Origin of the sequence: Pseudoduganella sp. OTU4001 (genome assembly GCF_038440195.1) — a bacterium.
In the GTDB taxonomy this organism is placed as follows: Bacteria; Pseudomonadota; Gammaproteobacteria; order Burkholderiales; family Burkholderiaceae_D; genus Rugamonas.
The window spans coordinates 171995-194003 of the sequence record NZ_JASATG010000002.1; the positions used below are offsets into that span (position 1 = coordinate 171995).

The 22009-nt window shown below is 61.4% G+C and carries 32 protein-coding genes and 1 tRNA gene; 21 read left to right on the forward strand and 12 right to left on the reverse strand.

The window, feature by feature from the left end; translation table 11 throughout:
• Nucleotides 1–88 precede the first annotated feature (88 nt).
• On the forward strand, nt 89–445 hold the full coding sequence (locus AAHE99_RS02710) for an FKBP-type peptidyl-prolyl cis-trans isomerase (protein WP_342114145.1): 357 nt from the start codon (nt 89–91) through the stop codon (nt 443–445).
• Nucleotides 446–455: 10 nt separating this feature from the next.
• Here AAHE99_RS02710 and AAHE99_RS02715 read toward each other — a convergent pair whose 3' ends face one another.
• Together AAHE99_RS02715 and AAHE99_RS02720 are read right to left on the reverse strand one after the other, a co-directional pair.
• Nucleotides 456–1214 carry an anti-sigma factor gene (locus AAHE99_RS02715; protein ID WP_342114147.1) on the reverse strand — a complete coding sequence of 253 codons (759 nt, stop codon included), beginning with the start codon at nt 1212–1214 and terminating at the stop codon, nt 456–458.
• A complete protein-coding gene (locus AAHE99_RS02720) occupies nt 1211–1714 on the reverse strand; it encodes an RNA polymerase sigma factor (RefSeq protein WP_342114149.1) in 504 nt (167 codons plus the stop codon). The genes AAHE99_RS02715 and AAHE99_RS02720 overlap by 4 nt, the downstream gene beginning before the upstream one ends.
• Nucleotides 1715–1803: 89 nt before the next feature.
• On the opposite strand from AAHE99_RS02720, the gene AAHE99_RS02725 reads away from it, so the two are divergent.
• On the forward strand, nt 1804–3165 hold the full coding sequence (locus AAHE99_RS02725; protein ID WP_342114151.1) for a S8 family serine peptidase: 1362 nt from the start codon (nt 1804–1806) through the stop codon (nt 3163–3165).
• A gap of 6 nt (nt 3166–3171) precedes the next feature.
• Here the strand turns inward: AAHE99_RS02725 and AAHE99_RS02730 are convergent, their stop codons facing one another.
• Entirely contained in the window at nt 3172–3351 is a 180-nt protein-coding gene (locus tag AAHE99_RS02730; protein ID WP_342114153.1) for a hypothetical protein, read from the reverse strand.
• A 168-nt stretch (nt 3352–3519) separates the two neighbouring features.
• Between AAHE99_RS02730 and AAHE99_RS02735 the strand changes: the two genes are divergently transcribed.
• The 9 genes from AAHE99_RS02735 (at nt 3520) to AAHE99_RS02775 (ending at nt 8128) form a co-directional block, all read left to right on the forward strand.
• A complete protein-coding gene (locus tag AAHE99_RS02735; RefSeq protein WP_342114155.1) occupies nt 3520–4503 on the forward strand; it encodes a hypothetical protein in 984 nt (327 codons plus the stop codon).
• Nucleotides 4504–4676: 173 nt separating this feature from the next.
• Nucleotides 4677–4964, forward strand: a complete 288-nt coding sequence (locus tag AAHE99_RS02740) for an HU family DNA-binding protein (RefSeq protein WP_057261775.1) — start codon at nt 4677–4679, stop codon at nt 4962–4964.
• A 175-nt stretch (nt 4965–5139) separates the two neighbouring features.
• Nucleotides 5140–5391, forward strand: coding sequence for an acyl-CoA-binding protein (locus tag AAHE99_RS02745; RefSeq protein ID WP_342114160.1), 252 nt, complete (start codon nt 5140–5142; stop codon nt 5389–5391).
• A gap of 85 nt (nt 5392–5476) precedes the next feature.
• Nucleotides 5477–5815: a hypothetical protein gene (locus AAHE99_RS02750; RefSeq protein ID WP_342114162.1), complete on the forward strand. Its 339-nt coding sequence runs from the start codon at nt 5477–5479 to the stop codon at nt 5813–5815.
• Nucleotides 5794–6306 carry a DUF2867 domain-containing protein gene (locus AAHE99_RS02755; RefSeq protein ID WP_342114164.1) on the forward strand — a complete coding sequence of 171 codons (513 nt, stop codon included), beginning with the start codon at nt 5794–5796 and terminating at the stop codon, nt 6304–6306. Before AAHE99_RS02750 ends, AAHE99_RS02755 begins: the two co-directional genes overlap by 22 nt.
• A gap of 45 nt (nt 6307–6351) precedes the next feature.
• Nucleotides 6352–6600, forward strand: a complete 249-nt coding sequence (locus AAHE99_RS02760) for a hypothetical protein (RefSeq protein ID WP_342114167.1) — start codon at nt 6352–6354, stop codon at nt 6598–6600.
• Between the two features lie 42 nt (nt 6601–6642).
• Complete coding sequence (locus AAHE99_RS02765; protein ID WP_342114169.1) at nt 6643–7137, forward strand: GNAT family N-acetyltransferase; 495 nt, start codon at nt 6643–6645, stop codon at nt 7135–7137.
• Entirely contained in the window at nt 7134–7745 is a 612-nt protein-coding gene (locus AAHE99_RS02770; RefSeq protein WP_342114171.1) for a hypothetical protein, read from the forward strand. Before AAHE99_RS02765 ends, AAHE99_RS02770 begins: the two co-directional genes overlap by 4 nt.
• Entirely contained in the window at nt 7742–8128 is a 387-nt protein-coding gene (locus AAHE99_RS02775; RefSeq protein ID WP_342114173.1) for a DUF1801 domain-containing protein, read from the forward strand. Before AAHE99_RS02770 ends, AAHE99_RS02775 begins: the two co-directional genes overlap by 4 nt.
• Here AAHE99_RS02775 and AAHE99_RS02780 read toward each other — a convergent pair.
• The gene (locus AAHE99_RS02780; protein ID WP_342114175.1) at nt 8125–8406 is read right to left on the reverse strand and encodes a polyhydroxyalkanoic acid system family protein; all 282 of its coding nucleotides are present in this window, start codon (nt 8404–8406) and stop codon (nt 8125–8127) included. The genes AAHE99_RS02775 and AAHE99_RS02780 overlap by 4 nt on opposite strands.
• A gap of 126 nt (nt 8407–8532) precedes the next feature.
• On the opposite strand from AAHE99_RS02780, the gene AAHE99_RS02785 reads away from it, so the two are divergent.
• The 6 genes from AAHE99_RS02785 to AAHE99_RS02810 all read left to right on the forward strand — a co-directional run bounded on the left by AAHE99_RS02785 (nt 8533) and on the right by AAHE99_RS02810 (nt 13668).
• Nucleotides 8533–9942 (forward strand): hypothetical protein, encoded by a 1410-nt coding sequence (locus AAHE99_RS02785; RefSeq protein ID WP_342114178.1) that lies wholly within the window; start codon nt 8533–8535, stop codon nt 9940–9942.
• Nucleotides 9939–10217, forward strand: a complete 279-nt coding sequence (locus AAHE99_RS02790; protein WP_342114180.1) for a protealysin inhibitor emfourin — start codon at nt 9939–9941, stop codon at nt 10215–10217. The genes AAHE99_RS02785 and AAHE99_RS02790 overlap by 4 nt, the downstream gene beginning before the upstream one ends.
• Nucleotides 10218–10357: 140 nt before the next feature.
• Nucleotides 10358–10681 (forward strand): ferredoxin FdxA, encoded by a 324-nt coding sequence (fdxA, locus tag AAHE99_RS02795; protein ID WP_028100735.1) that lies wholly within the window; start codon nt 10358–10360, stop codon nt 10679–10681.
• Nucleotides 10682–10763: 82 nt separating this feature from the next.
• A complete protein-coding gene (locus AAHE99_RS02800; RefSeq protein WP_342114183.1) occupies nt 10764–11831 on the forward strand; it encodes an NAD(P)/FAD-dependent oxidoreductase in 1068 nt (355 codons plus the stop codon).
• Nucleotides 11832–12051: 220 nt separating this feature from the next.
• Nucleotides 12052–13287: a polyhydroxyalkanoate depolymerase gene (locus AAHE99_RS02805; protein WP_342114184.1), complete on the forward strand. Its 1236-nt coding sequence runs from the start codon at nt 12052–12054 to the stop codon at nt 13285–13287.
• Between the two features lie 75 nt (nt 13288–13362).
• Nucleotides 13363–13668, forward strand: coding sequence for a metalloregulator ArsR/SmtB family transcription factor (locus AAHE99_RS02810; protein WP_342114186.1), 306 nt, complete (start codon nt 13363–13365; stop codon nt 13666–13668).
• A 41-nt stretch (nt 13669–13709) separates the two neighbouring features.
• Here the strand turns inward: AAHE99_RS02810 and AAHE99_RS02815 are convergent, their stop codons facing one another.
• On the reverse strand, nt 13710–14486 hold the full coding sequence (locus AAHE99_RS02815; RefSeq protein ID WP_342114188.1) for a substrate-binding periplasmic protein: 777 nt from the start codon (nt 14484–14486) through the stop codon (nt 13710–13712).
• 115 nt (nt 14487–14601) lie between these two features.
• On the opposite strand from AAHE99_RS02815, the gene rsxB reads away from it, so the two are divergent.
• Both rsxB and nth read left to right on the forward strand, forming a co-directional pair.
• Nucleotides 14602–15279, forward strand: a complete 678-nt coding sequence (gene rsxB / locus AAHE99_RS02820) for an electron transport complex subunit RsxB (protein ID WP_342114190.1) — start codon at nt 14602–14604, stop codon at nt 15277–15279.
• Nucleotides 15276–15923 (forward strand): endonuclease III, encoded by a 648-nt coding sequence (gene nth, locus AAHE99_RS02825; RefSeq protein WP_342114192.1) that lies wholly within the window; start codon nt 15276–15278, stop codon nt 15921–15923. The genes rsxB and nth overlap by 4 nt, the downstream gene beginning before the upstream one ends.
• Nucleotides 15924–16035: 112 nt before the next feature.
• On the opposite strand, the gene proB is transcribed toward nth, so the two are convergent.
• The 4 genes from proB to rplU form a co-directional block, all read right to left on the reverse strand.
• On the reverse strand, nt 16036–17154 hold the full coding sequence (gene proB / locus AAHE99_RS02830) for a glutamate 5-kinase (RefSeq protein WP_342114194.1): 1119 nt from the start codon (nt 17152–17154) through the stop codon (nt 16036–16038).
• Nucleotides 17155–17286: 132 nt separating this feature from the next.
• Nucleotides 17287–18396, reverse strand: a complete 1110-nt coding sequence (gene obgE, locus AAHE99_RS02835) for a GTPase ObgE (RefSeq protein ID WP_342114195.1) — start codon at nt 18394–18396, stop codon at nt 17287–17289.
• 89 nt (nt 18397–18485) lie between these two features.
• Complete coding sequence (rpmA, locus tag AAHE99_RS02840; RefSeq protein WP_342114197.1) at nt 18486–18746, reverse strand: 50S ribosomal protein L27; 261 nt, start codon at nt 18744–18746, stop codon at nt 18486–18488.
• A gap of 43 nt (nt 18747–18789) precedes the next feature.
• Entirely contained in the window at nt 18790–19101 is a 312-nt protein-coding gene (gene rplU / locus AAHE99_RS02845) for a 50S ribosomal protein L21 (protein ID WP_055933037.1), read from the reverse strand.
• Between the two features lie 201 nt (nt 19102–19302).
• Here rplU and ispB point away from each other — a divergent pair, with 201 nt between their 5' ends.
• On the forward strand, nt 19303–20277 hold the full coding sequence (gene ispB, locus AAHE99_RS02850; RefSeq protein WP_342114203.1) for an octaprenyl diphosphate synthase: 975 nt from the start codon (nt 19303–19305) through the stop codon (nt 20275–20277).
• Nucleotides 20278–20332: 55 nt separating this feature from the next.
• Here the strand turns inward: ispB and AAHE99_RS02855 are convergent, their stop codons facing one another.
• Together AAHE99_RS02855 and arsC are read right to left on the reverse strand one after the other, a co-directional pair.
• Nucleotides 20333–21151: a hypothetical protein gene (locus tag AAHE99_RS02855; protein WP_342114205.1), complete on the reverse strand. Its 819-nt coding sequence runs from the start codon at nt 21149–21151 to the stop codon at nt 20333–20335.
• Nucleotides 21152–21499, reverse strand: coding sequence for an arsenate reductase (glutaredoxin) (gene arsC, locus AAHE99_RS02860; protein ID WP_342114208.1), 348 nt, complete (start codon nt 21497–21499; stop codon nt 21152–21154). It abuts the gene before it with no gap.
• A 95-nt stretch (nt 21500–21594) separates the two neighbouring features.
• On the opposite strand from arsC, the gene AAHE99_RS02865 reads away from it, so the two are divergent.
• Nucleotides 21595–21671, forward strand: a tRNA-Pro gene (locus AAHE99_RS02865).
• 11 nt (nt 21672–21682) lie between these two features.
• Here the strand turns inward: AAHE99_RS02865 and AAHE99_RS02870 are convergent.
• Nucleotides 21683–21904 (reverse strand): hypothetical protein, encoded by a 222-nt coding sequence (locus AAHE99_RS02870; RefSeq protein WP_342114210.1) that lies wholly within the window; start codon nt 21902–21904, stop codon nt 21683–21685.
• Nucleotides 21905–22009 lie beyond the last annotated feature (105 nt).

A 22009-nucleotide genomic window follows, 5' to 3' on the forward strand; every position in this document is an offset into this window, starting at 1 on the left:
TAATAGTTATTGCCGACAACATTTAGGGGATATCTGCCGCAGATGCACTACAATCGCGGCCTAAGTCCCTCATTTCAAAGGAATCCAAATGACTATCATCACTACTGCATCCGGCCTGCAATACGACGACATCAAGGTTGGCGACGGCGCCGAAGCCAAAGCTGGCCAGAATGTTACCGTCCACTACACCGGCTGGCTGCGCAACGACGACGGCAGCAAGGGCCCAAAATTCGATTCCTCCAAAGACCGCAACGACCCGTTCGAGTTCGCCCTGGGCGCCGGCATGGTGATCCGCGGCTGGGATGAAGGCGTGCAAGGCATGAAAATTGGCGGCACCCGCCAGCTGATCATCCCTGCTGACCTGGGCTACGGCTCGCGCGGCGCCGGCGGCGTGATCCCGCCAAACGCCACCCTGATCTTCGACGTGGAACTGCTGGGCGTTTAATTTTTCTGGCCTAACGCAGCCATTTGCGCTGCAAGGCCTCCTGCTCGGCCTTCGCATCCAGCGGCTGACCGCTGATGCGCTGGTCGATGGCTTCCAGGACCTGGGGCGGCATTTCCGCCCCGGCCTGCCGATATTCCCCCTGCGGGCCCTTGCCCTGGTTTTGCAGCGCCAGCTGCACTTTCCATACGCCGCCTTGCTTGCAGGCCAGGCCCGCCATGTCCTGCGCTGTCATGAAACTGCGGCAATACGTGCCTTCCTGCGACAGGAAGCTGGTGCCGATGCGCACCGGTCCGCCGCTGCCCCCCTGCTGCTGTTCCAGCGCCGTCGCCAGGCGCCCCTGCGCTTGCAGCACGCCATCGCGGCTGGCCACGGTTTCGCCATGGTCGATCGGCAGCATGCCCATGCCGTAATGGCCGGCCAGCACGCCGACCATCAGCATGGCGGCCAATGCGCCCCACTCCGGCCAGGACCAGCCCCGGCCGCGCGCAGCCTTGCGCGCCGCCTGCTGTTCCGCTTCGCGCCGGGCGCGCACTGAATCCAGGCTGACCACGGTGGCCTGGCGCAGCGGCTGGGCCAGGCGCGGCGGCACGGCTTCCTCGGCGATCGGGGCGTAGGCCGCGAACACGTTGGCGCGCATGGCCTTGTGCTGGGCCACGCGGTGCGCCAGGGCGGCGTCCTTGCGCATGGCCTCTTCCACGGCGCGGCGGGTGACTTCGTCCAGTTCGCCGTCGGCATAGGCCATCAGGATTTCGTCGGAAAAACTCTTCATACCATCCTCGCTTGTTCCGATAAATGTTCTTGCAGGGCAGTGCGGGCGCGCGCCAGGCGGCTGGTCAGGGTGCCGACCGGGATGTCCAGCACCTCGGCCGCCTCTTTATATGGCAAGCCTTCCACCAGCACCAGGCCGACCACCAGGCGGTGCTCTTCGCTCAGCAGGCTGATGGCTTTCTGCACGGCCAGCCGCTGCTGGTGGGCTTCGGCGTAATCGTCGCCGATATGCTCGCCCTCCTCTTGCGCCACGAACAGTTCGCTGCGGCGGGTGCGGGCGCGCACTTCGTCGATCCAGGCATTCTTGATAATGCGGAAGAGCCAGCTATCCAGCCGGGTGCCTGGCTGGTAAGAGCTGCTGTGCAGGATGGCGCGCTCCACGGATAGCTGCACCAGGTCGTCCGCATCCTCGCGGTGCCAGGCCAGCGTGCGGGCAAAGCGCCGCAGGCGCGGCAACAGTGCAGCAATTTCATCGTGCAGGGCGTTATCGTTGTCCATCATAAGTGGATAACGAACGGGGCAGGGATTTTCTTCCCACCGTCCATCGTTAATACAGATTAGATACCGATGGCCTATATTATCATCCGACCATGCCAAGCCTGCGCCCGTCTTACTTCCTGTTGCGTTCCTGCCGCTGCCTCGTGCTTACCTTTGGTACGCTGGCGGCCGCCGCGCCCGCCGTGGCGCAGATTGGCTTGCCCGGCTTGCCGCAATTGCCGGGCGCCGGGCTGCCGTCCCGACTGGGAGAGAGCGTCAGCCTGCCGCGCGAACGGCTGCGCGGGCGCTTGCTGGATGTTTCTGATCTGCCACGCAGCGTAGCGTCGCTCGACCAGCTACGGCTGGTCACCGTGCGCGACTTGCTGGCGCGGCATCCGGCGCAGCTGGAACCAGACCCGCGCGGATTTCCTGTGGTGCGGCGCGAGATTCTCGCATGGTCGCCCTCCCCTGCCGGGCTGACGGCAGCTGCGGCGGCTGGTCTTATCGTCGTGAGCAGGCATGAATTGCCGGAGGCGGGACAAACACTGGTCACCTTGCGCGCGCCGGAAGGTGCCGCTACCGCCAACGTCCTCGACGCGCTGCGCAAGGCGGATCCTGACGGTGTCTACGACTTCAACCACGTCTATGTTGGCGCGGGGGCCGATGCTGGCGCCGCCGGCGTGCCGGCGCCAATTGGCGCCCCAAGGGACACGGCGCATACTGCGGCCGGCGAACTGCGCGTGGGGCTGATCGACAGCGGGGTCAATGAACGTCACGAGGTTTTCGACAATGCCCGTATCGCGCGCTGGGGCTGCGATGGCGCCACGCGGCCCGCGCCGCACGGTACGGCCGTCGCCGCCCTGATGATCGGAAAATCCGATCGCTTCACCGGCGCAGCGCCCGGCGCAAAGCTCTACGCCGCAGACATATATTGCGACCAGCCGACCGGAGGCTCAGCCAGCCAGATCGTGCAGGCGCTCTCCTGGCTGGCGAGGGAGCAAGTCGGCGTAATCAATATCAGCCTGGTCGGCCCGCCAAACCAAATGCTGGGAAAATCGGTGCAGGCAATGGTGGCGCGCGGCCACCTGCTGGTAGCCGCAGTGGGCAACGACGGCCCGGCAGCACCACCGCTGTACCCAGCCAGCTATCCTGGCGTGGTCGGCGTAACCGGCGTTGACCCGAAACGAAATCCTCTACCGGAAGCAGCGCGCGGTCCGCAAGTCATGTTTGCGGCGCCAGGAAGCCAGTTGGTGGTGGCTGCCATCGGCACGCCTCCGTATAAGCTGGCGCGCGGCACGAGCTTTGCAGCGCCAGTAGTGGCGGCGCTGCTGGCCATTGAACTCCAGGCGCCCTCGCCTAGCCTGGCAGCGCAGGCGATTTCCGCGTTGGCTGCGCGCGCATTGCCCGCTGGGGATGGAACCGGCCGCGGCGTGGTCGGCGAACGGCTCCGCAATGCGCCGTCCAACTTCCGCTGATTGAAATCAGAGGATGCGTTCGAGATTATTCAGTACCGCCACTGATACGACGACCAACAGCATGATTCCAACGGCAATGCGCTGACGCTTGCCAAGCTTAGGGCCGGCAGTGATATATCCGAAATGGTGTAACAACAGACCAGCTGCAACGAGAATGCCGAGAACCACGAAGTGCATGTTCACCATAGATTTTCCACGCTAAATAAGAGCTGAAGTGCAGTTATCTTATATTTAACGTTGAAAATATGTCAATTCTGGGAATATTTTTTCAGCCGGATGGAAGGAATCGCAAATCCCATTCGTTCTCTGTATGAAAGCGGCGGATTCCCCGCGGCGTGAGACAGGAGAACGAACATGAACACCACCATCGCAACCATCATTCGTGCAGCACTGATTGCAGCGGCCAGCGCCGCCTCCATCGCACAAGCCGGGCCACTAGGCGGCGCATTGGGCGGCGCATTGGGCGGCAACATCGGCGGCGCAATTGGCGGCGGCTTTGGCGGCGGCATGGGTGCAATGCGCGGCGGCATGGCCGGGGATATCGCAGGCAGCACCATGCGCGGCAGGCGCGCCGGCATTGACATGGCTGGCAGCGCTGCTGCCCGCGCTTCGCGTGCAGCCACTGAATCAGGCAATGCGAACGGCGCGGCAAACGGCGCGGCGAGCGGGGCTGCCAACCTGACGGGCAGCCTGGCGCGCGGCGAAGCCGCTTCCACCGCCTCCGGCAATGGGACTTCCGACGGCGCAGCGGCAGCCGGCAGCGGCGGCTCTTCCAGCCTCGGTGCGGCCCTGACGCGCAGCACCAGCGGCGCCACCGCCGGTGCGCAAGGTGCGATGAACGCAGCCGGCAACGGTGCAGCAAGCGGCGAAACAGCAGCCTCCCGCGGCGACGGCGCAGCGGCGCGCGGCCTGCTGGCAAGCGGTGCGGCGGACGGCCAGGCGGCAGCGAACTCCGGCCGCAACGGCGCATCGGCCGCGCGCGGCCTGTTGGCGAACGGTGCGGCGGACGGCCAGGCTGCCGCAAACTCCGGCCGCAACGATGCATCGGCGACGCGCGGCCTGCTGGCGCAGGGTGCAGCGGATGGTCAGGCGGCAGCGGACTCTGGCCGCAACGGTGCGTCGGACTCTCGTGGCCTGCTCGCGAACGGCGCGGCAAGCGGTTCCGGCGACGCTGGAGCATCTGCTTCGGCCGGCCGCCAGTCCGCGAAAGCGAGCGGCAGCGGCAGCGCAAATGCAGTACACAAATCGCCCCGCCGCGCCTCCGCCAAAGCCAATATGAATGCCGGCTTTAACGCCGAAAACGGCAGAAACCCCGCCGTTGCAGGCTCCAGCCAGTGATGCGCCACGCCTGCGCGGGGCGGCGGAAAAGCTTAAACTATCCGAGCTTTCCGCCCAAATTTAGGTGCGATTTCGTGGCGAGCCAGTCACTATATGGCCTTCTTCAAAAAAGGGTACACACTTTTTTCAATTAATGTGCTAATCTGCGCGCTCCATTAACCAAGGAGGTAGTAATGAAAAAAGGCGAACTGATTGCTGAATTTGCGAAGCGTACCGAAATGTCCGGCGCTGCCGCTAACGACGCAATTAACACCCTGATCGCGATCGTTACCGAGCGTCTGAAAAAGGGCGACACCGTTGGCATCACCGGTTTCGGCACCTTCTCCGTCGCCAAGCGCGCCGCTCGTAAAGGCCGCAACCCAGCAACCGGCGAAGCGATCAAGATCGCTGCATCCAAGACCCCTAAGTTCTCGGCTGGCGCGACCCTGAAAGCCGCTGTGAACCCAACCAAGAAGAAGTAATTCTTCAGGCTTACCGCCAGAACGGCGGTTCAAGACTGGCCCGATTGGCTTGTCTTGAACCGCCGTTTTTTATTGTGCGGCGCACCCAGGATTGGAGCCTATCCTCTAAGGCATTAGCGGCATTCTTTTGTATGATGACGCATCACACACCCGCCCCTAACCAGAGGTAAACACCATGAGCCTGCAAGACCAATTCGACGCCGCCGTAGCGGATTCCAAGAACCTGCCGGAGCGTCCGGACAATATGACCCTGCTGAAGATCTACGCCCTGTACAAGCAAGGCTCGGCAGGCGATGCGACTGGCGAACGTCCAGGCATGACAGACTTCGTCAACCGCGCCAAGTTCGACGCATGGGCAGCACTGGCTGGCACCAGCCAGGACGACGCCAAGCAGCAGTACATCGACCTGATCGAAGGTCTGAAGTAATCCCCTCCTCAACCGGGGGCGGGCCCTGTGCGCCTTTCCCCCGCGTCATGTACACTAGCGGTTTTGCAAAATTACCAACTCCGCTATGCTGGACAACCACTCCAAGATCACCGCCGTCCTCCACATCATCATGGGGGCATTCCTGTTGTTGACGCTGATCTTCTTTACCCTGTTCTTCGGCGGCATGGCCGCGCTGGCGCACGCCGAAGTACCTTTCATTGGCTGGCTCGCCGGCCTGGGCGCCTTTATCGCCGGCCTGTTTGCGCTGTACGGCGTAGGCCAGATCGCGGCTGCCATCTCTTACCTGAATGGCTCCGCCATCGGCCGCACCTTCCTGATCATCTTCAGCGTGATCTCGCTGTTTAACTTCCCGATCGGTACCGCTGCTGGCGGCTACTCGCTGTGGGCACTGCTGCGCAAGTAATCCCGGCGACAACACCAGCCGGCAGCCAGGCCAGCATGCGCCTGCCGGGCGCCTATTACCACGACTGCTACCAGGTCGCAGCGCCGGACGACAAGGCATCGGCGCTGGAACTTTACCTGCATGTCGCGCATCGGACGCCGCGCTGGGTGAACCGGCTGATGGCAATGCGTAACTGGCTGGTGGGGTTGCTTGGCCTGAAAAACCTTGGCCACCTTGGCGCGCTTGACGCTTCGCGGCCCGCTGCCCATTACCGCGTGGGCGACCGTGTCGGCATCTTCTCCCTGCTCTATCTGTCGCATGACGAAGTGATGCTGGGCGATTCGGACAAGCATCTGGATGTGGTGCTGTCGGTGTGCCGCGCACCGCAAGGCGCCATTAGCGTCAGCACGGTGGTGCATGTGCATAACGCGCTGGGCCGCCTGTACATGCTGCCGGTAACGCCGCTGCACAAAATCATCGTGCGCTCCATGCTGAAAAAAGTCTCCGTCTGAGAGTCGTGCTAGAGTTGCATTTTCAGTAACTACATTGCGGCCGATATGACGACGCAGGCAGCAGCAATTCCGCGTAGTACCGTATCAAATTCCCTTTTACACTGGGCTGTCCTGCTTGGCCTGATATTCAGCGCCACCCGCGCTGCGGCCATGCTGGGGCCGGTGGCGTGGCGGCCGCTATTCCTGATCCATCATGGCCTGTTGATGACGGCACTGGCCCTGACCTTCCTGTGGAAGTCCGGCCCAGAAAGGCGGCAGCGTATGGCCCGCCGTGGCGGCGCATGCCGCCTTTAACGCCACCATGAACACCTTTATCTTCACCTACATCTGGAATACATGACAATTCAAATCCGCCGCGCCATCCCTGGCGACCTTGATGAAATGTGGGCTGCATTCCAGCCGCTGCTGGCGGGCGGCGACGCCTTCCCGTTCGGGCCGGGCTTTGAGAAGGCGACCTTCCAGCTGCACTGGTTCAGCAGCCATCCAGCCTATGTCGCCTGCGAAGGCGAACGCATACTCGGCATGTACAAGATGGGCGCCAACTACCCCGACCACGGCGCGCACGTCGCCAGCGCCACCTACGCCGTGGCGACGCAAGCGCAAGGCAAAGGCATTGGCCGCATGCTGGTCGAGCATAGCCTGCGGCAGGCGCGCGAGGAAGGCTTCCTGGCGATGCAGTTCAATTACGTAGTCAGCACCAATGCATCGGCAATGGCGCTATACCGCAAGCTGGGCTTCAACATCGCCGGCACCTTGCCGCAAGCTTTCCGTCACCGCGAACTCGGGCTGGTGGATGCCTATGTGCTGCACCGTTTCCTGGAGCCGGCATGAAATCGCGCATCCTCCTGCTCCTGTGGCTGGTATTGCCCGCGGCTTGGGCGGAGCCGGCAGCGGATGCATTGGCAACGCAGGTAATGGCGAATGAGGAGTGGACTGGCGACCTTGGCAAATGTCCGGTTGATCTTTTCGCTGCCAACAGACGGCAGGAATATGACCGCGCAATACGCAATCAGTGTTTCGCGCCGTCCGGACAGGAGGCGTGCATGGCCAGTTGCAAGGCGGGTCAAGGGCAACATTGCTATTGGCTGGCGAATGCCCTGCAATCAGCCCCTCAGAATAAGCAGGCAGCGGAAGTGTTGTTCCAGCGCGCTTGCAAGCTGGGCATTGCCTCGGGCTGCACCAACCGGGCCGCCGGGATGATGGCGGCACCACCCACGATCGTTCCAGTGGACAGCTGCGAGGCCCGCACGTTCGAGCAGACTTGCGCTGCCGACGATGCTTGGGGATGCTCGATGTACGGTTTCATACTAAGCCGCGACAAGAGCGCTGCCAACCACCGCGAACGGGCAATCCAGGCGCTGAAGAAGGCTTGCAAATATGGCGCAGATGATCCTGCCTGCGCGTCATCCTCATCCTTAATAAAGGAGCTGTCCCGATGAAGAAGGTTATTCCTGCTGCGAATCCGGATGCGTATGTAGCGGCGCTGGCAGGCTGGCAGCGCAGTTTCGTGGAAGCTTTGCGGGCGGCGGTGCTGGAGGCGGTGCCGGTGCTGGAGGAGCGTATCAAGTGGACGCATCTGGTCTACTTCTCAAACGGGCCGGTACTGCTGATCCGCGCGGAAGAAGAACGCGTGCTGTTCGGCTTCTGGCGCGGCAAACGCCTGCTGCATATCGAGCCGCGCATGACCGGCGGCGGCAAATACGAGCTGCGCACGCTGGAACTGCGCGAGGGTACGCCGCTCGACCGCGCGACCGTACTGGAGCTGGTGCGCGCGGCGGCGGCGCTGAATGAATCGGTGGGCAACCCCACCACGCTGGCTTAAACGGCAGCGAATACCGAGCGCATCTTCTCGGCGACCTTGCCTTCGATGGCGCTCTTGAAGGCGCCCATCAGGAAACCGAGCTTGATATTCATATGGGCCGCGCTGTCGGCCAGGGTCAGCGTGCCTTCCACGCCGCTGCGGCCGAATTTCAGGGTGTCGCCATGCCATTGGCACGCCAGGTCGAACTCCTTGGCAATACGGTCTGCGACCTGTTCTGCTGCTGCGCGCGCTTGCGCCGGGTCCAGTTTATGGGGCTGGGTGATATTGATGTCGGCCATGCCTTACCTACTCTGCAAATAACACAAAAGGCGGCATTTTAACTCACGCACCTTTGAGCAGGATCAAAGGGCGACCACACGGACAGGATAACCATGGTCTTTCAACCGCCCCTTGGGAGAAAGATCATGGATGAGAATGTGTGCATGACTTTGCCGGTCGGCTACGTGCCGACACCCTCCGCCCCCTACCGCGTACACCGCAAGTCGGCGCAACTGCTACAGCAACCGAGCCCGCCGCGCCTGAAGGATAACGGCCTGCCGACGCGCGCGACTGCCGCCCCACCGGCCGGTGCGCGCGTGCTGATCTGGAAGCAGGACCCGTCCGTCGCCGAGATCGGCACGCGCAAGCTGTTCATGCCAGGCGTATTCCTGGAAGGCCCGCGCGATGCCCGCATCACCTTCGGCCGGCCCGGCATCGCGCCGGTCAGCCCGAACGCGTTTGGCGACTTCATCATGCAGCCGGACACCGACCAGTTCGATGCCGTGCACAGTTTCGCCGTGGTGCGGCTGACACTGACCATGTACCAGCGCGTGCTGTCGCGCGCCGACCAGGGCGCTCCCCTGCCCTGGGCCTGGAACAGCAGCCACAATACCGAGCCGCTGGAAGTGTTCCCGCACGGCTTGCCGAATGTGATGAACGCCTATTACAGCCGCAGCGACCGCGCGCTGAAGTTCGGCCACTTTGTGCCAAGCGGTGGCATGGACCGCGTGTACACCTGCCGCTCCTTCGATATCGTGGCGCACGAAACCGGCCACGCCGTGCTGGACGGGCTGAAGCCGAAGTGGATCCTGAACAGCGCGCCACCGCAAACCGGCGGCCTGCACGAATCGTTTGGCGACCTGACGGCGATCTTCGTGACGCTGTCGCAATTCGACCAGGTCGAAGCGGTGATCGCACAAACCAAGGCCGACCTGCACGACAAGACCTTCCTGGCCGATATGGCGGAACAGTTCGGCCTGGCGCTAGGCCGCCCCAACGGCCTGCGCAACGCGGACAACGACCTCAAGCTGTCCGAAACCGGCAACGAGGTGCACGCGATTTCGCAGGTATTCACCGGCGCCATCTACGACATCCTGGCCGACGTGTTCTCGTTCGAGCGCGCGCCCGGCCTGCGCGACGACGCGGCGGTACTGCACAATGTCTCCGGCTACCTGTGCAGCCTGGTGCTGCGCGCCCTGGTCGCCGCGCCGGACACCAACGCCAAATACGCCGACGTGGTGAACCACATGCTGCGCATTGCCGCCGAAGACGGCAAACCGGTCGATTACGCCAACTTCATCCGCAACCGCTTTGCGCTGCGCGAGGTAGTGGTATCCCCCGTGCCGCTGACCAGCGACCAGCCGCCCAACCTGGAGCTGCCGGCCATGGTGGAAGATGCGCCGGACGCCCACCAGGACCGGCGCACCTGCTGCGGCACCATGAACCATGCCGAATACTTTGATATGGAAGGCATTCTGGATGCCGAGCGCCAGGCCCTGGCCGCGTGGTGCAAGAATTACGGTTCCCACCACGGAGAGCTGACCGTAGAGAAATGAAGATCACTGCCAGCGGCGGAGGCGGCTTTGCCGGCCTTCAGCAACACTTCGAAGTTGACACGGATGCAAGTCCGTTAGGTCCGGCACTGGAGGCGGCGCTCGCCTCCAGTGGTTTTTTTGCGTCCGAAAACGTCGAAAACGAGGCGATTGGCGCCGATCTGGGGCGCTGGAATATCACCGCCGACGATGGCCGTCAACGACATAGCTTAAGCTTTATCGAGACCGGCGCGCCACCATGGCAGGATCTGCTGGATTTGATCCGTTCCGCCGCCTGAAAGCAAGGTTGTTAGAGTGACGCCACGAATTTGCTTATTTAGATTGTATCTAAGCCCGAATTGTGAGAAATAGCGGATTGCCTTAAAATACAGTGCTTTGCTGAGCTTTTACCCAGCACCCAAATATAGATAGGACTGTTATGACCCACGTTGTCACCGAATCCTGCATCGCCTGCCGCTATACCGATTGCGTCGATGTTTGCCCGGTAGATTGCTTCCGCGAAGGCCCAAATTTCCTGGCGATTGACCCAGATGAGTGCATCGACTGCGCCGTGTGCGTAGCCGAATGCCCGGTCAACGCCATTTTCGCCGAGGAAGACGTGCCGTCCGACCAGCAGCAATACATCAAAATCAATGCTGACTTGTCGCGCAACTGGCCTTCTATCACCAAGACCAAGCCTGCCCTGCCGGAAGCCGAGCAGTTCAAGGACGTCAAGGAAAAGGCCCACTTGCTGAAACGCTAAGCGTTTTCAGGCAGCCTGTTATTCACCGTGCAACACCGCGCCTGACGCGGTGTTCGCTTATTCAGATGGAATGAGAATCATTATGAATGTCGTCAGCACCCCACCAGGCGGTTTCCACGAAACCGATGCAGTCATCATCGGCGCCGGCCCAGTTGGCCTGTTCCAGGTCTTCGAACTCGGCCTGCTGGAGATCAAAGCCCACGTGATCGACTCCCTGAACGCCGTTGGCGGCCAGTGCGTGGAACTGTATCCTGACAAGCCGATCTACGACATTCCTGCGATTCCATCCTGCACCGGCCAGGAACTGACCGACGGCCTGCTGAAGCAGATCGAGCCGTTCGGCGCGACCTACCACCTGGGCCAGGAAGTGACCGTGGTGCAAAAGCGCGAAGACGGCCGTTTCGACGTCGAAACCTCGCTGGGCACCAAGTTCATCACTAAGACCATCTTCATCGCTGCCGGCGTGGGTTCGTTCCAGCCGCGCACCATGAAGGTGGACGGCATCGACGCCTTCGAAGGCTCGCAGCTGTTCTACCGCGTGAAGAACCCGGCCCAGTTCGAAGGCAAGAACCTGGTCATCTGCGGCGGCGGCGACTCCGCGCTGGACTGGGCCCTGAACTTCGTGGGCAAGGCCGAATCCGTGGTGCTGCTGCACCGCCGTGAAGACTTCCGCGCTGCGCCGGCTTCCGTGGCGAAGATGAAGCAGCTGTGCGACGAATACGAGATGCAGCTGATCATTGGCCAGGTGTCGGGCATCGAAACCAAGGACGACAAGCTGTCCGAACTGCGCGTGACCGGCGCCGACGGCGTGACCCGCCGCGTGCCGCTGGACATGCTGCTGGTGTTCTACGGCCTGTCGCCAAAGCTGGGCCCGATCGCTGAGTGGGGCCTGGATATCGAGCGCAAGCAGCTGAAAGTGGTGTCGACCGAGAAGTTCGAAACCAATGTGCCGGGCATCTTCGCCGTGGGCGACATCAACACCTACCCAGGCAAGAAAAAGCTGATCCTGTCGGGCTTCCACGAAGCCGCGCTGGCCGCTTTCGGCGCTGCACCATACATCTTCCCGGACAAGAAGATCCACATGCAGTACACCACGACGTCGCCAAAACTCCACAAAGTGCTGGGCGTGGAAACCCCGGTGTTCGACTGATCTTCACCTGATCTGACCGATTCTTCGGACGCATCCTACAAAAAAGCAGCGGAAACGCTGCTTTTTTTGTTTTCTTGCCCGTATTATGTTGGGAGCATGGCGACTTAGCCGTTGTTTATGTACTTTCTGAGAGGTACTGCGGAATGCTTCTGGTCATGAATAAATGGCCTATAATTGAACTAACTTTGCGCATTGCCACAATTTTCAGCGGGACATCACTATGCTTTACCAATTGCACGAAATGCAACGCTCGCTCCTTCACCCGCTTATGCAGTGGGCTGAAGCTTCGTCGAAGCTGTTCACCAACCCGGTGTCCCCATTTGCCCATACCCCTTTCTCGCAGCGTATCGCGGCAGGCTACGAATTGATGTACCGCCTGGGCAAGGAGTATGAGAAGCCAGAATTCGGCATCAAGCAGGTGGAAGTCAAGGGCAAGGAAGTCGGCATTATCGAAACCGTGGTGGAGACCAAGCCGTTCTGCGAGCTGCGCCACTTCCGCAAGGAAATGCCGGCCAAGGAATTCAAGGCGCTGAAGCAGCCGACCATCCTGATCGTCGCACCGCTGTCCGGCCACCATGCCACCCTGCTGCGCGATACCGTGCATGCCCTGCTGCACGAGCATGACGTCTACATCACCGACTGGATCGATGCGCGCCTGGTGCCGCTGTCGGCCGGCCCGTTCCACCTGAACGACTACGTGAAGTACGTGCAGGAGTTCATCCGCCAGCTGGGCCCGGACCTGCATGTGATTTCCGTCTGCCAGCCGACCGTACCGGTGCTGGCGGCGATCTCGCTGATGGCAACCGCCAACGATCCCAAGCTGCCGAAGACCATGACCATGATGGGCGGCCCGATCGACCCGCGCAAATCGCCAACCCAGGTCAACAACCTGGCGGTGGAAAAGAAGTTCTCCTGGTTTGAGAACACCGTGATCTATGCGGTGCCGCCGAACTATCCAGGCTTTGGCCGCAAAGTGTATCCGGGCTTCCTGCAGCATGCAGGCTTTATCGCCATGAACCCGGGGCGCCACGCACAATCGCACCGCGAGTTCTACATGCACCTGGTGCGCGGCGACGACGAGCCGGCGGAATCGCACCGCAAGTTCTACGACGAGTACAACGCGGTGCTGGACATGCCGGCCGAGTACTACCTGGACACCATCAAGACCGTGTTCCAGGAATTCCGCCTGCCGCAAGGCACCTGGGAAGTGGATGGCGTGTTCGTGCGTCCGCAGGACATCAAGACCGTGGCGCTGATGACGGTGGAAGGCGAGCTGGATGATATCTCCGGCGCCGGCCAGACCCAGGCTGCGCACGACCTGTGCTCCGGCATTCCGGCCAATAAGCAGGAAGACTTCGTGGTGCCGGGCGCCGGCCACTACGGCATCTTCTCCGGCCGCCGCTGGCGCGAGATCGTCTGCCCGCGCATTTCGTCCTTCATCCAGAAACACGGCTAAGGGGCCTGCCCATGTGCCGGCCGGGCCGCAGCGCCCGGCTTTTATTTCGGCTTACAATATACTTTTTCATATATTATGAAAATTAATCCTGCCGCTTTGCAGGCTGCCGCAGGCCAGGCCTCGGGCTTGCTTAAATCGCTATCCAATCCCGACCGGCTGCTGCTGCTTTGCCAGCTAGTGGATGGAGAACATTCGGTCGGCGAGCTGGAAGCCGCCACCGGCGTGGCCCAGCCTACCCTGTCGCAGCAGCTCACCGTTTTACGCAATAACGAACTGGTTGCCACGCGGCGCGAAGGCAAGCAGATTTTTTACAGCATCGCCAGTGCGGAAGCGATGGCAGTGCTGCAGGTGCTGTACAAACTTTACTGTCCGAAGGAATAGAAGAACGAGCACCTGGAGCGCAACAAGGACTGAACGCAGGGTCAGTCGACAGTTGGGCGGTCGGTGTCGAGGCGGCGGAGGTATTCGCGTTCGAATCGGAGAAGATCGATCTCGCGGGCGGCTTCGTTAAAGGCGCGTTGCTGCGCCTGGCCAGCAGGGTTGCGCTGGAAACAAATGTGGACGGTGCGCTCGTGGAACAGGTTCTCGGCGAAGGCGATGCGGTCACGCTCGGCGCGCGTGAAGCGGTGGCTGGCCAACAGCTGGCGCAGCACGCGCTTCTCGATCACCATGGCATCGAACCGTTTGCTGAGCAGCTTGCGCAGATTGGTCTCGTCATTGACGCCTTCCTGCACGTGCAGCAAGCCACGCCGCGCCAGGGTGTCGAACTCTTCGCCGTTGGAATAGCCGGCGACGGTGCCGATACTGGCGCTGCGCAAATCGCGCAGTGCCGAGGCGATCACCGGGGCTTCCTTAAGGTAGACCAGCACATTCATGGTGCTGCCGATCGGCGCGGAAAAGTGGCATTGGGTTTCGCGCTGCGGCGTGCGCCAGACCGCCAGCAGGCCCCAATAGCGCCGGTCGTGCATGCCAACCTCCATGGTGCGCTTCCATGGAAAATAATCGATGGCCGAAATGCTGCCCAGGCGCGCAAATACCGCGGCAACATAAGCGCCCGAAATACCCTGCTCCGGCAAGGCCGCCGACACGTAGGGCGGCCATTCCTCCGACGCCAAACGCACGCGCGAATCAGCGGCAGCATAGCCTTGCCAGCCTAGCAGCAAGCACAGAATGCCCCCGATCGCCCGCACAACACGCATGGTTCCCCGCCCATTGTAAGAATTCGTCATGTTCCCACAAAAGTTGATGCGAGGCAACTTCCGCAAAGACGGGGGAGATGTTGGATAATAATGCTTTACCGTTTCGCCTTTCACCGTGACTGAACCGAAGACCCTGGCCGACCGCATCGAGGACGTGCTGCCGCAAACCCAATGCACGAAGTGCAGCTACAAAGGCTGCCGCCCCTATGCGGAGGCGATTGCGTCCGGTGAAGCGGAGATCAACCAATGCCCGCCTGGCGGTGCGGAAGGCATCCGCCGTTTATCCAGCGTAACCGGGCGTCCCGTCATTCCACTGAATCCTGTGAACGGCTTTGAACGGCCGCGCGCAGTGGCCTTCATCGACGAATCGCTGTGCATTGGCTGCACGCTGTGCATCCAGGCTTGTCCGGTGGACGCCATCATAGGCGCGGCCAAGCAGATGCATACCATCGTCCCCGAGGAATGTACCGGCTGCGACCTGTGCGTGCCGGCCTGCCCGGTGGACTGCATCGTGATGTATCCGGTTACCGAGACCACGGGCTGGGACGCGTGGACGCAGGCGCAAGCCGACGAAGCGCGCGGGCGTCACGACTTCCGCCTGGCGCGCCTGGTCCGCGAACGCGAAGAGAATGATGCACGCCTGGCTGCCAAGGCGCAGGCCAAGGCAGCTGCCGTGGAACGCCTGACGCCGGAGAATGAGGCCGAACAGGCTGAGAAGGAACGCAAACGCCAGATCATCGCCGCCGCCATGGAACGCGCCCGCCAGCGCGCCGAAGCCGATAAGAACAAATGAATCCAGCAAAACGCCAAGAAATTTTCGAGCGCCTGCGCGAAGCGAATCCCAATCCCGAAACCGAACTGGAATACACCACGCCGTTTGAGCTGCTGATTGCGGTGCTGCTGTCAGCGCAGGCGACCGACGTCGGCGTGAACAAGGCCACGCGTAAGCTGTATCCGGTGGCGAATACACCGCAGGCCATCCTCGACCTGGGTCTCGACGAGCTGACCGAATACATCCGCACCATTGGGCTTTACAAGACCAAGGCCAAGAACGTGATGGCGACTTGCCAGATCCTGGTCGACCAGTATGGCGGCGAGGTGCCGCAGACGCGCGAAGAACTGGAGCAATTGCCGGGCGTGGGGCGCAAGACAGCCAACGTGGTGCTGAATACCGCGTTCCGCCAGATAGCGATGGCGGTGGATACGCATATCTTCCGCGTCTCCAACCGCACCAATATCGCGCCGGGCAAGAACGTCGACATCGTCGAACAGAAGCTGATGAAGTTTGTGCCGAAGGAATTTTTGATGGACGCCCACCACTGGCTGATCCTGCACGGCCGCTACACTTGCATCGCCCGCAAGCCCAAGTGCTGGAACTGCGTCATTTCTGATCTGTGCGAATTCAAAGGCAAGACGCCGGCGCCGGCCGACGCCTAAAGCCGAGTCCGTGTCCACCTTGGGGTCAGGCTCTTTGGTAGACACAAGCCCAGCCGCGTAGCGGCTGTGCTTGTGTCTACCAAAGAGCCTGACCCCAAGGTGGACACGGGTTCTACAGTAGGACCATATTGTCGCGGTGGATCAGCTCGTGGCCTTCGACGTAGCCGAGGATCGCTTCGATCTCGGCGGAGGGCTTGCGCTTGATGCGGCGCGTTTCGGCGCTGGTGTAGTTGCTGATGCCGCGCGCGATCGCCTTGCCATCTTCGCTGACGCAGGTGATGACCGCTCCGCGCCCAAACTCGCCATGCACGTCGATCACGCCAATCGGCAATAAGGACTTGCCCTCTTCCGCCAGCTTCTGCACCGCGCCCGCATCCAGCACCACCTGGCCTGCGGTGTGCAGGTGATCCGCCATCCATTGCTTACGCGCTGTCAGGTGGCCGGTCTGTGCCGACAGTTCGGTGCCGATGCATTCGCCGCCCGCCAAACGGGTCAGCACATCGGCCTCGCGGCCAAACGCGATCACGGTGTGCGCGCCGGATTTGGCCGCGCGCTTGGCGGCCAGGATCTTGGTCAGCATGCCGCCGCGCCCCAGCGCGGAACCGGCGCCGCCAGCCATCGCTTCCAGAGCTGGATCGCCAGAGCGGCCGTGGGTGATCAGGTAGGCAGCAGGATCCTTGCGCGGATCGGCGCTGAACAGGCCGCGCTGGTCGGTCAGGATGATCAGCGCGTCGGCTTCGATCAGGTTGGCGACCAACGCGCCCAGGGTGTCGTTGTCGCCGAACTTGATTTCGTCGGTGACCACAGTGTCATTCTCATTGATGATCGGGACCACGCCCAGGCGCAACAAGGTGGTCAGCGTGGAGCGCGCATTCAGATAGCGCTCGCGGTCCGCCAGGTCGGCGTGCGTCAGCAGCACCTGTGCGGTGCCGATGCCGTGCGCGCGGAAGCTGGTTTCGTAGATCTGGGCGAGGCCCATCTGGCCCACCGCCGCGCAGGCCTGCAGTTCGTGGATATCCGTCGGTCGCTTGTCGAAGCCCAGGCGCAGCATGCCTTCCGCCACCGCGCCGGAACTAACCAGCACGACTTCCTTGCCCAGCGCGCGCAGGGCGGAGATTTGGGACGCCCAGCGGGCGATAGCGGCATGATCGAGCCCGCGTCCGTCATTGGTGACGAGCGAGGAGCCCACTTTGATGATGATGCGGGTGGCGTTCTGGATAAGCGAATTCATAAGGCGGCGAAGCTCTTGGTGACAATGATCAAAACGATGTATTGCGCCGGGCGGGGATGGTGCCGGCTTGCCGCAGACAATGCGCGCCCCCGCGTGTGGCAGGGGCGGCAAAGATAAGAGGTTGTCTGGATTTTAATCCAGAACTTTGAAACGTGGGTCGTCCGGGTCGATCGAGGAGATACCGCGTGCTTCCTCGGTCATCTGCACCTCTTCCGAACGCTGCTCGGAGTAGCGCTGCTGCTCCAAGTGCAGGTAGATGGCGTTGACCAGTTCCTGCGTGCCTTCGTGCGACAGTGCGGAAATCTCGAAAACCGGGCCCTTGAAGCCGACCTTTTTGACGAAGTCCTTCACGCGCTTGGCGCGTTCTTCTTCCGGCACCACGTCCAGCTTGTTCAGCACCATCCAGCGCTCTTTCTTGCCCAGCGCAGGGTCGTACTTTTCCAGCTCCTTGACCAGGGCCTTGGCTTCCTTCACCGGATCGACAGTCGCTTCGAACGGCGCCAGGTCGACGATGTGCAGCAGAAGGCCGGTGCGCGACAGGTGGCGCAGGAACTGGTGGCCCAGGCCCGCACCTTCAGCGGCGCCTTCGATCAGGCCAGGGATGTCCGCGATCACGAACGACTTCTCGTGCGACACACGCACCACGCCCAGGTTCGGGTGCAGGGTGGTGAACGGGTAGTCCGCGATCTTCGGACGGGCATTCGACACGGCGGTAATGAAGGTCGACTTGCCGGCATTCGGCATGCCCAGCAGGCCCACGTCCGCCAGCACCTTCAGCTCCAGGCGCAGTTCGCGGCGTTCGCCTTCCTTGCCGTCGGTCTTCTGGCGCGGTGCGCGGTTGGTCGAGGTCTTGAAGTGGATATTGCCCCAGCCGCCCTCGCCGCCCTTGGCCAGCATTTCCATCTGGCCGTGTTCGGTCATGTCGGCGATGATTTCGCCCGACACTTCGTCGATGATCAGGGTGCCGACCGGCATGCGCAGGAAGATATCGTCCGCGCCCTTGCCGTAGCAATCGGAACCGCGGCCCGATTCGCCGTTGCCGGCGCGGTGCATCTTGGAATAGCGGTAGTCCACCAGCGTATTGACGTTTCGGTCCGCGACCGCCCAAATGCTGCCGCCCTTACCACCGTCGCCACCGTCTGGGCCACCGAATGGTCGGAATTTTTCACGGCAAAAAGAGGCGCAGCCATTACCGCCGCTGCCGGCGATGACTTCGATACGTGCTTCGTCAATAAACTTCATGTGACCACCTTAAAAACTAAAAAGGCCCTACCACTGGCAGAGCCTTTTGATAGAAGGCTTGCGCCTTACTGTACCTTTAGAGCGCTGTATTAAGCAGCGGCTACGACGGTAACGTACTTCTTGTTGTCCGGACCCTTGGTCACGAACTTCACAACGCCGTCCACCAGAGCGAACAGGGTGTGGTCCTTACCGGTGCCCACGCCTTCGCCAGCGGAAACTGGGGTGCCGCGTTGACGGATGATGATGCCACCAGCGTTGATGGACTGGCCGCCGTACACTTTAACGCCCAGGCGTTTTGATTCAGAGTCGCGACCGTTGCGGGTAGTACCGCCGCCTTTTTTGTGTGCCATTTAGTTACTCCTTGATAGCTCGGTGAGTCTTGATGAACAGCGATTAGCCGTTGATCGAAACGATTTGGATTTCGGTGAAGTTTTGGCGATGGCCTTGACGCTTCTGGTAGTGCTTACGACGACGCATCTTGAAGATACGTACTTTGTCGTGACGACCTTGTGCGACTACTTTCACCAGAACCGATGCACCTGCAACCAGAGGAGCACCAAACTTGATGCTGTCGCCCGCGCCAACGGCGAGAACCTGGTCGATAGTGATTTCGGAACCAATGTCAGCCGGCAACTGTTCTACTTTAATTTTTTCGCCAGCAGCAACTTTGTATTGTTTGCCGCCGGTTTTTATGACCGCGTACATGATTGGAAACCTCTTGAATTGTTAATAAGTCTCCCCTGCTCGACGCCCAAAAACAACAAGACGGAAGCCAGGGAACCGCTGATTATACATAGTTTCGGGAAACGCGTCAAAAGGTATTGTCGGCGGGCGGGCCACGTGGTATGTGGGCAACGAGTAACGTATAATCGCGGCACTCTTACCAACGTTACCAGCAGGTTTACCTTGTCCAACGCCCAGAACTCCATCACCAGCACCATTGCCGCCGATATGGAAGCGGTCAATTCGGTGATTCGCCAGCGACTCCACTCGGAAGTGGCCCTGGTCAACCAGATTGCTGAATATATCATCAGCGCGGGCGGCAAGCGTATCCGGCCGGTTCTGGTCCTGCTGGTGGCGAATGCCTATGGTTATAAGGGCGTGGCGCACCACGAGCTGGCCGCCGTGGTCGAATTCATCCACACCGCGACCCTGCTGCATGATGACGTTGTTGACGAATCGTCAATGCGCCGTGGCCGCCAGACCGCCAACGCACTGTTCGGCAATGCCGCTTCAGTGCTGGTGGGCGACTTCCTGTACTCGCGCGCCTTCCAGATGATGGTGTCGCTGGATTCCATGCGCGTGATGCAGATCCTGTCCGATGCGACCAATGTGATCGCCGAAGGCGAAGTGCTGCAGCTGCTGAACATGCACGACCCGGACGTGACCGAGGAAAGCTACCTGCAGGTTATCCGCTCCAAGACCGCCAAGCTGTTCGAAGCTGCGGCGGAACTGGGCGCACTGGTGTCGGGCGCTTCCGACGCCGATATCGCCGCAGCCGGCGAATACGGCCGCTCGCTGGGTACCGCCTTCCAGCTGATCGACGACGTGCTGGATTACGCTGGCGATGCGGCCGAAATCGGCAAGAACGTGGGCGACGACCTGCGCGAAGGCAAACCTACCCTGCCGCTGATCTGGCTGATGGAAAACGGCACCGACGAACAGCGCGCCCTGGTGCGTTCCTGCATCGAGAACGGCGACGAGCAGCATTTCGACACCATCCTGGCCGCCATCACCAACAGCGGCGCGCTGGATTACACCCGCCGCGCCGCCGAAGTGGCAGCCCAGCGCGCGATCGATGCGATTGCCGACATGCCGGACGGCGTCTACAAGCAATCGCTGCTGCAGCTGGCCCGCTTCTCGGTGGACCGCAGCCACTAAAGACAAAGGCGCCAAACGGCGCCTTTTTTTGTCCCCCCCCGATTTGCACCGCTCTTTACCCCCCAGCCTGCGCCTTAATCGCAGCCACGCGACGCTTCGTGAAATAAGCCTTCCATACGTATGGAGCGACCGAAGGATAACGCAGCTTGCCCAGTCCCAACCAGGCATCGCGATAAGCCAGCCAACTGCGCTGCTTATCCAGGCTTGGCCTCAGCTGGCTCATTTCACGCTCAGCTGCGGCGGCATCCTCCGCTGTGAACGACGGCAGCCTGCCCGCTTCGAACTCCTGCAGCGAAGTGAATACCTCTTCCAACTGCGCCGAATCCCCAACGTGACGCCGCAACTGCTGCAAGGCGGCCTTTTCCTCGCTGCTCCAGCGCGTCGACAGAGAGTCAATCCGTGCATTGCGATCCTGGTCGGCCAGATCTAGCTGGATGGCAGCGCAGCGTGCGACGAGATGACTATTGCCCGCGTCATCACACATATCGATCTTGGGCGACGGACCTTCCTTCCCAGTCTGCATACGCGCCAGGCGGGCCAGCCGCGCTTCAATCTCAGACGCATCCGCACGGCAGGCCGCCATCTTGGCCATGGGGTAATTGCGCGGCACGCCTAAACCGTTCGCATACAGCATCATCAGCACATCATGGTTGTCTTTAGCCAGCGCGCAGTGGCGCGCCCTGACATAATCGAAGTGCTGGCCAATACCGTAATACAGCTTGTCCGCATCGCAGTCCTGCAACGCCGCGACCTGCTCCGCCGTCGGCCGGTGTGGGAACGGATAGTTCGAAAGCAGATGCCGCTCACACTCCGCAGTGTCGGCTTGGGCGCTCGCCGCCAGGGCAAGCAGCAAGAAGGCGTAGGCTTTGCGCACTTAGAGGATCTCTTTAACCGTTTCCGGCGGACGGCACAGGCGCACGCCCTTGTCGGTCACCACGAAGGGACGGTTGATCAATTCAGGATGCGCCATCATGGCGTCGATCAGTTTTGCCTCTGGCAGCGACTCGTCGGCCAGGCCAAGCTGGTCGTACAGCTCGCCCTTATTGCGCATGGCGCCGCGTGCGGTCAGGCCGGCACGTGCGATCAGATCCTGCAGCACCTCGCGCGACGGCGGCGCTTTCAGGTACTCGATGATTTCCGGCTCAATGCCCGCCTCGCGAATTAGCGCCAGGGCACCACGCGAATTGCTGCACGAGTTGTTGTGATAAATGGTCGTTCCCATGATGCAAATTAAGTATAACCAGAGGACGCAACTATATCACCGCCAAGGGTGTTGATAAATGGACAAAGTTATGGGTAAAATCAGTTCGCACCAGTCGGGGTGTAGCTTAGTCCGGTAAAGCGCTACGTTCGGGACGTAGAGACCGGAGGTTCGAATCCTCTCACCCCGACCAAATCTGATTAATTATGCCAATGCGACGCCGCCTGCCAGGCGCTCCGCGATTGCGTTGCGCATGTTTTCCGGCGCATCCTTGAGCAGGGCCGGCCAGTCAGCCTTGGCCCTGGCTACAACACTTCGCGCAACCTGAAGGATACGGCCCCGGCGCAGCACCTTGGCTCTTTCCAGGAGTGCGTCGAGATCGTCCCAAGTGAATGTGCGCACCGTCTTGTCGATTGCCCTGTTCAATGCACGACCCGCGACTGTCAACAATCCTGGTTCTTGCACGTTCCCTCGGCATGGCCTTGGAGCGCGAACAAATTGAGCGTTAAACTACTCATTTTACGTAAAAAG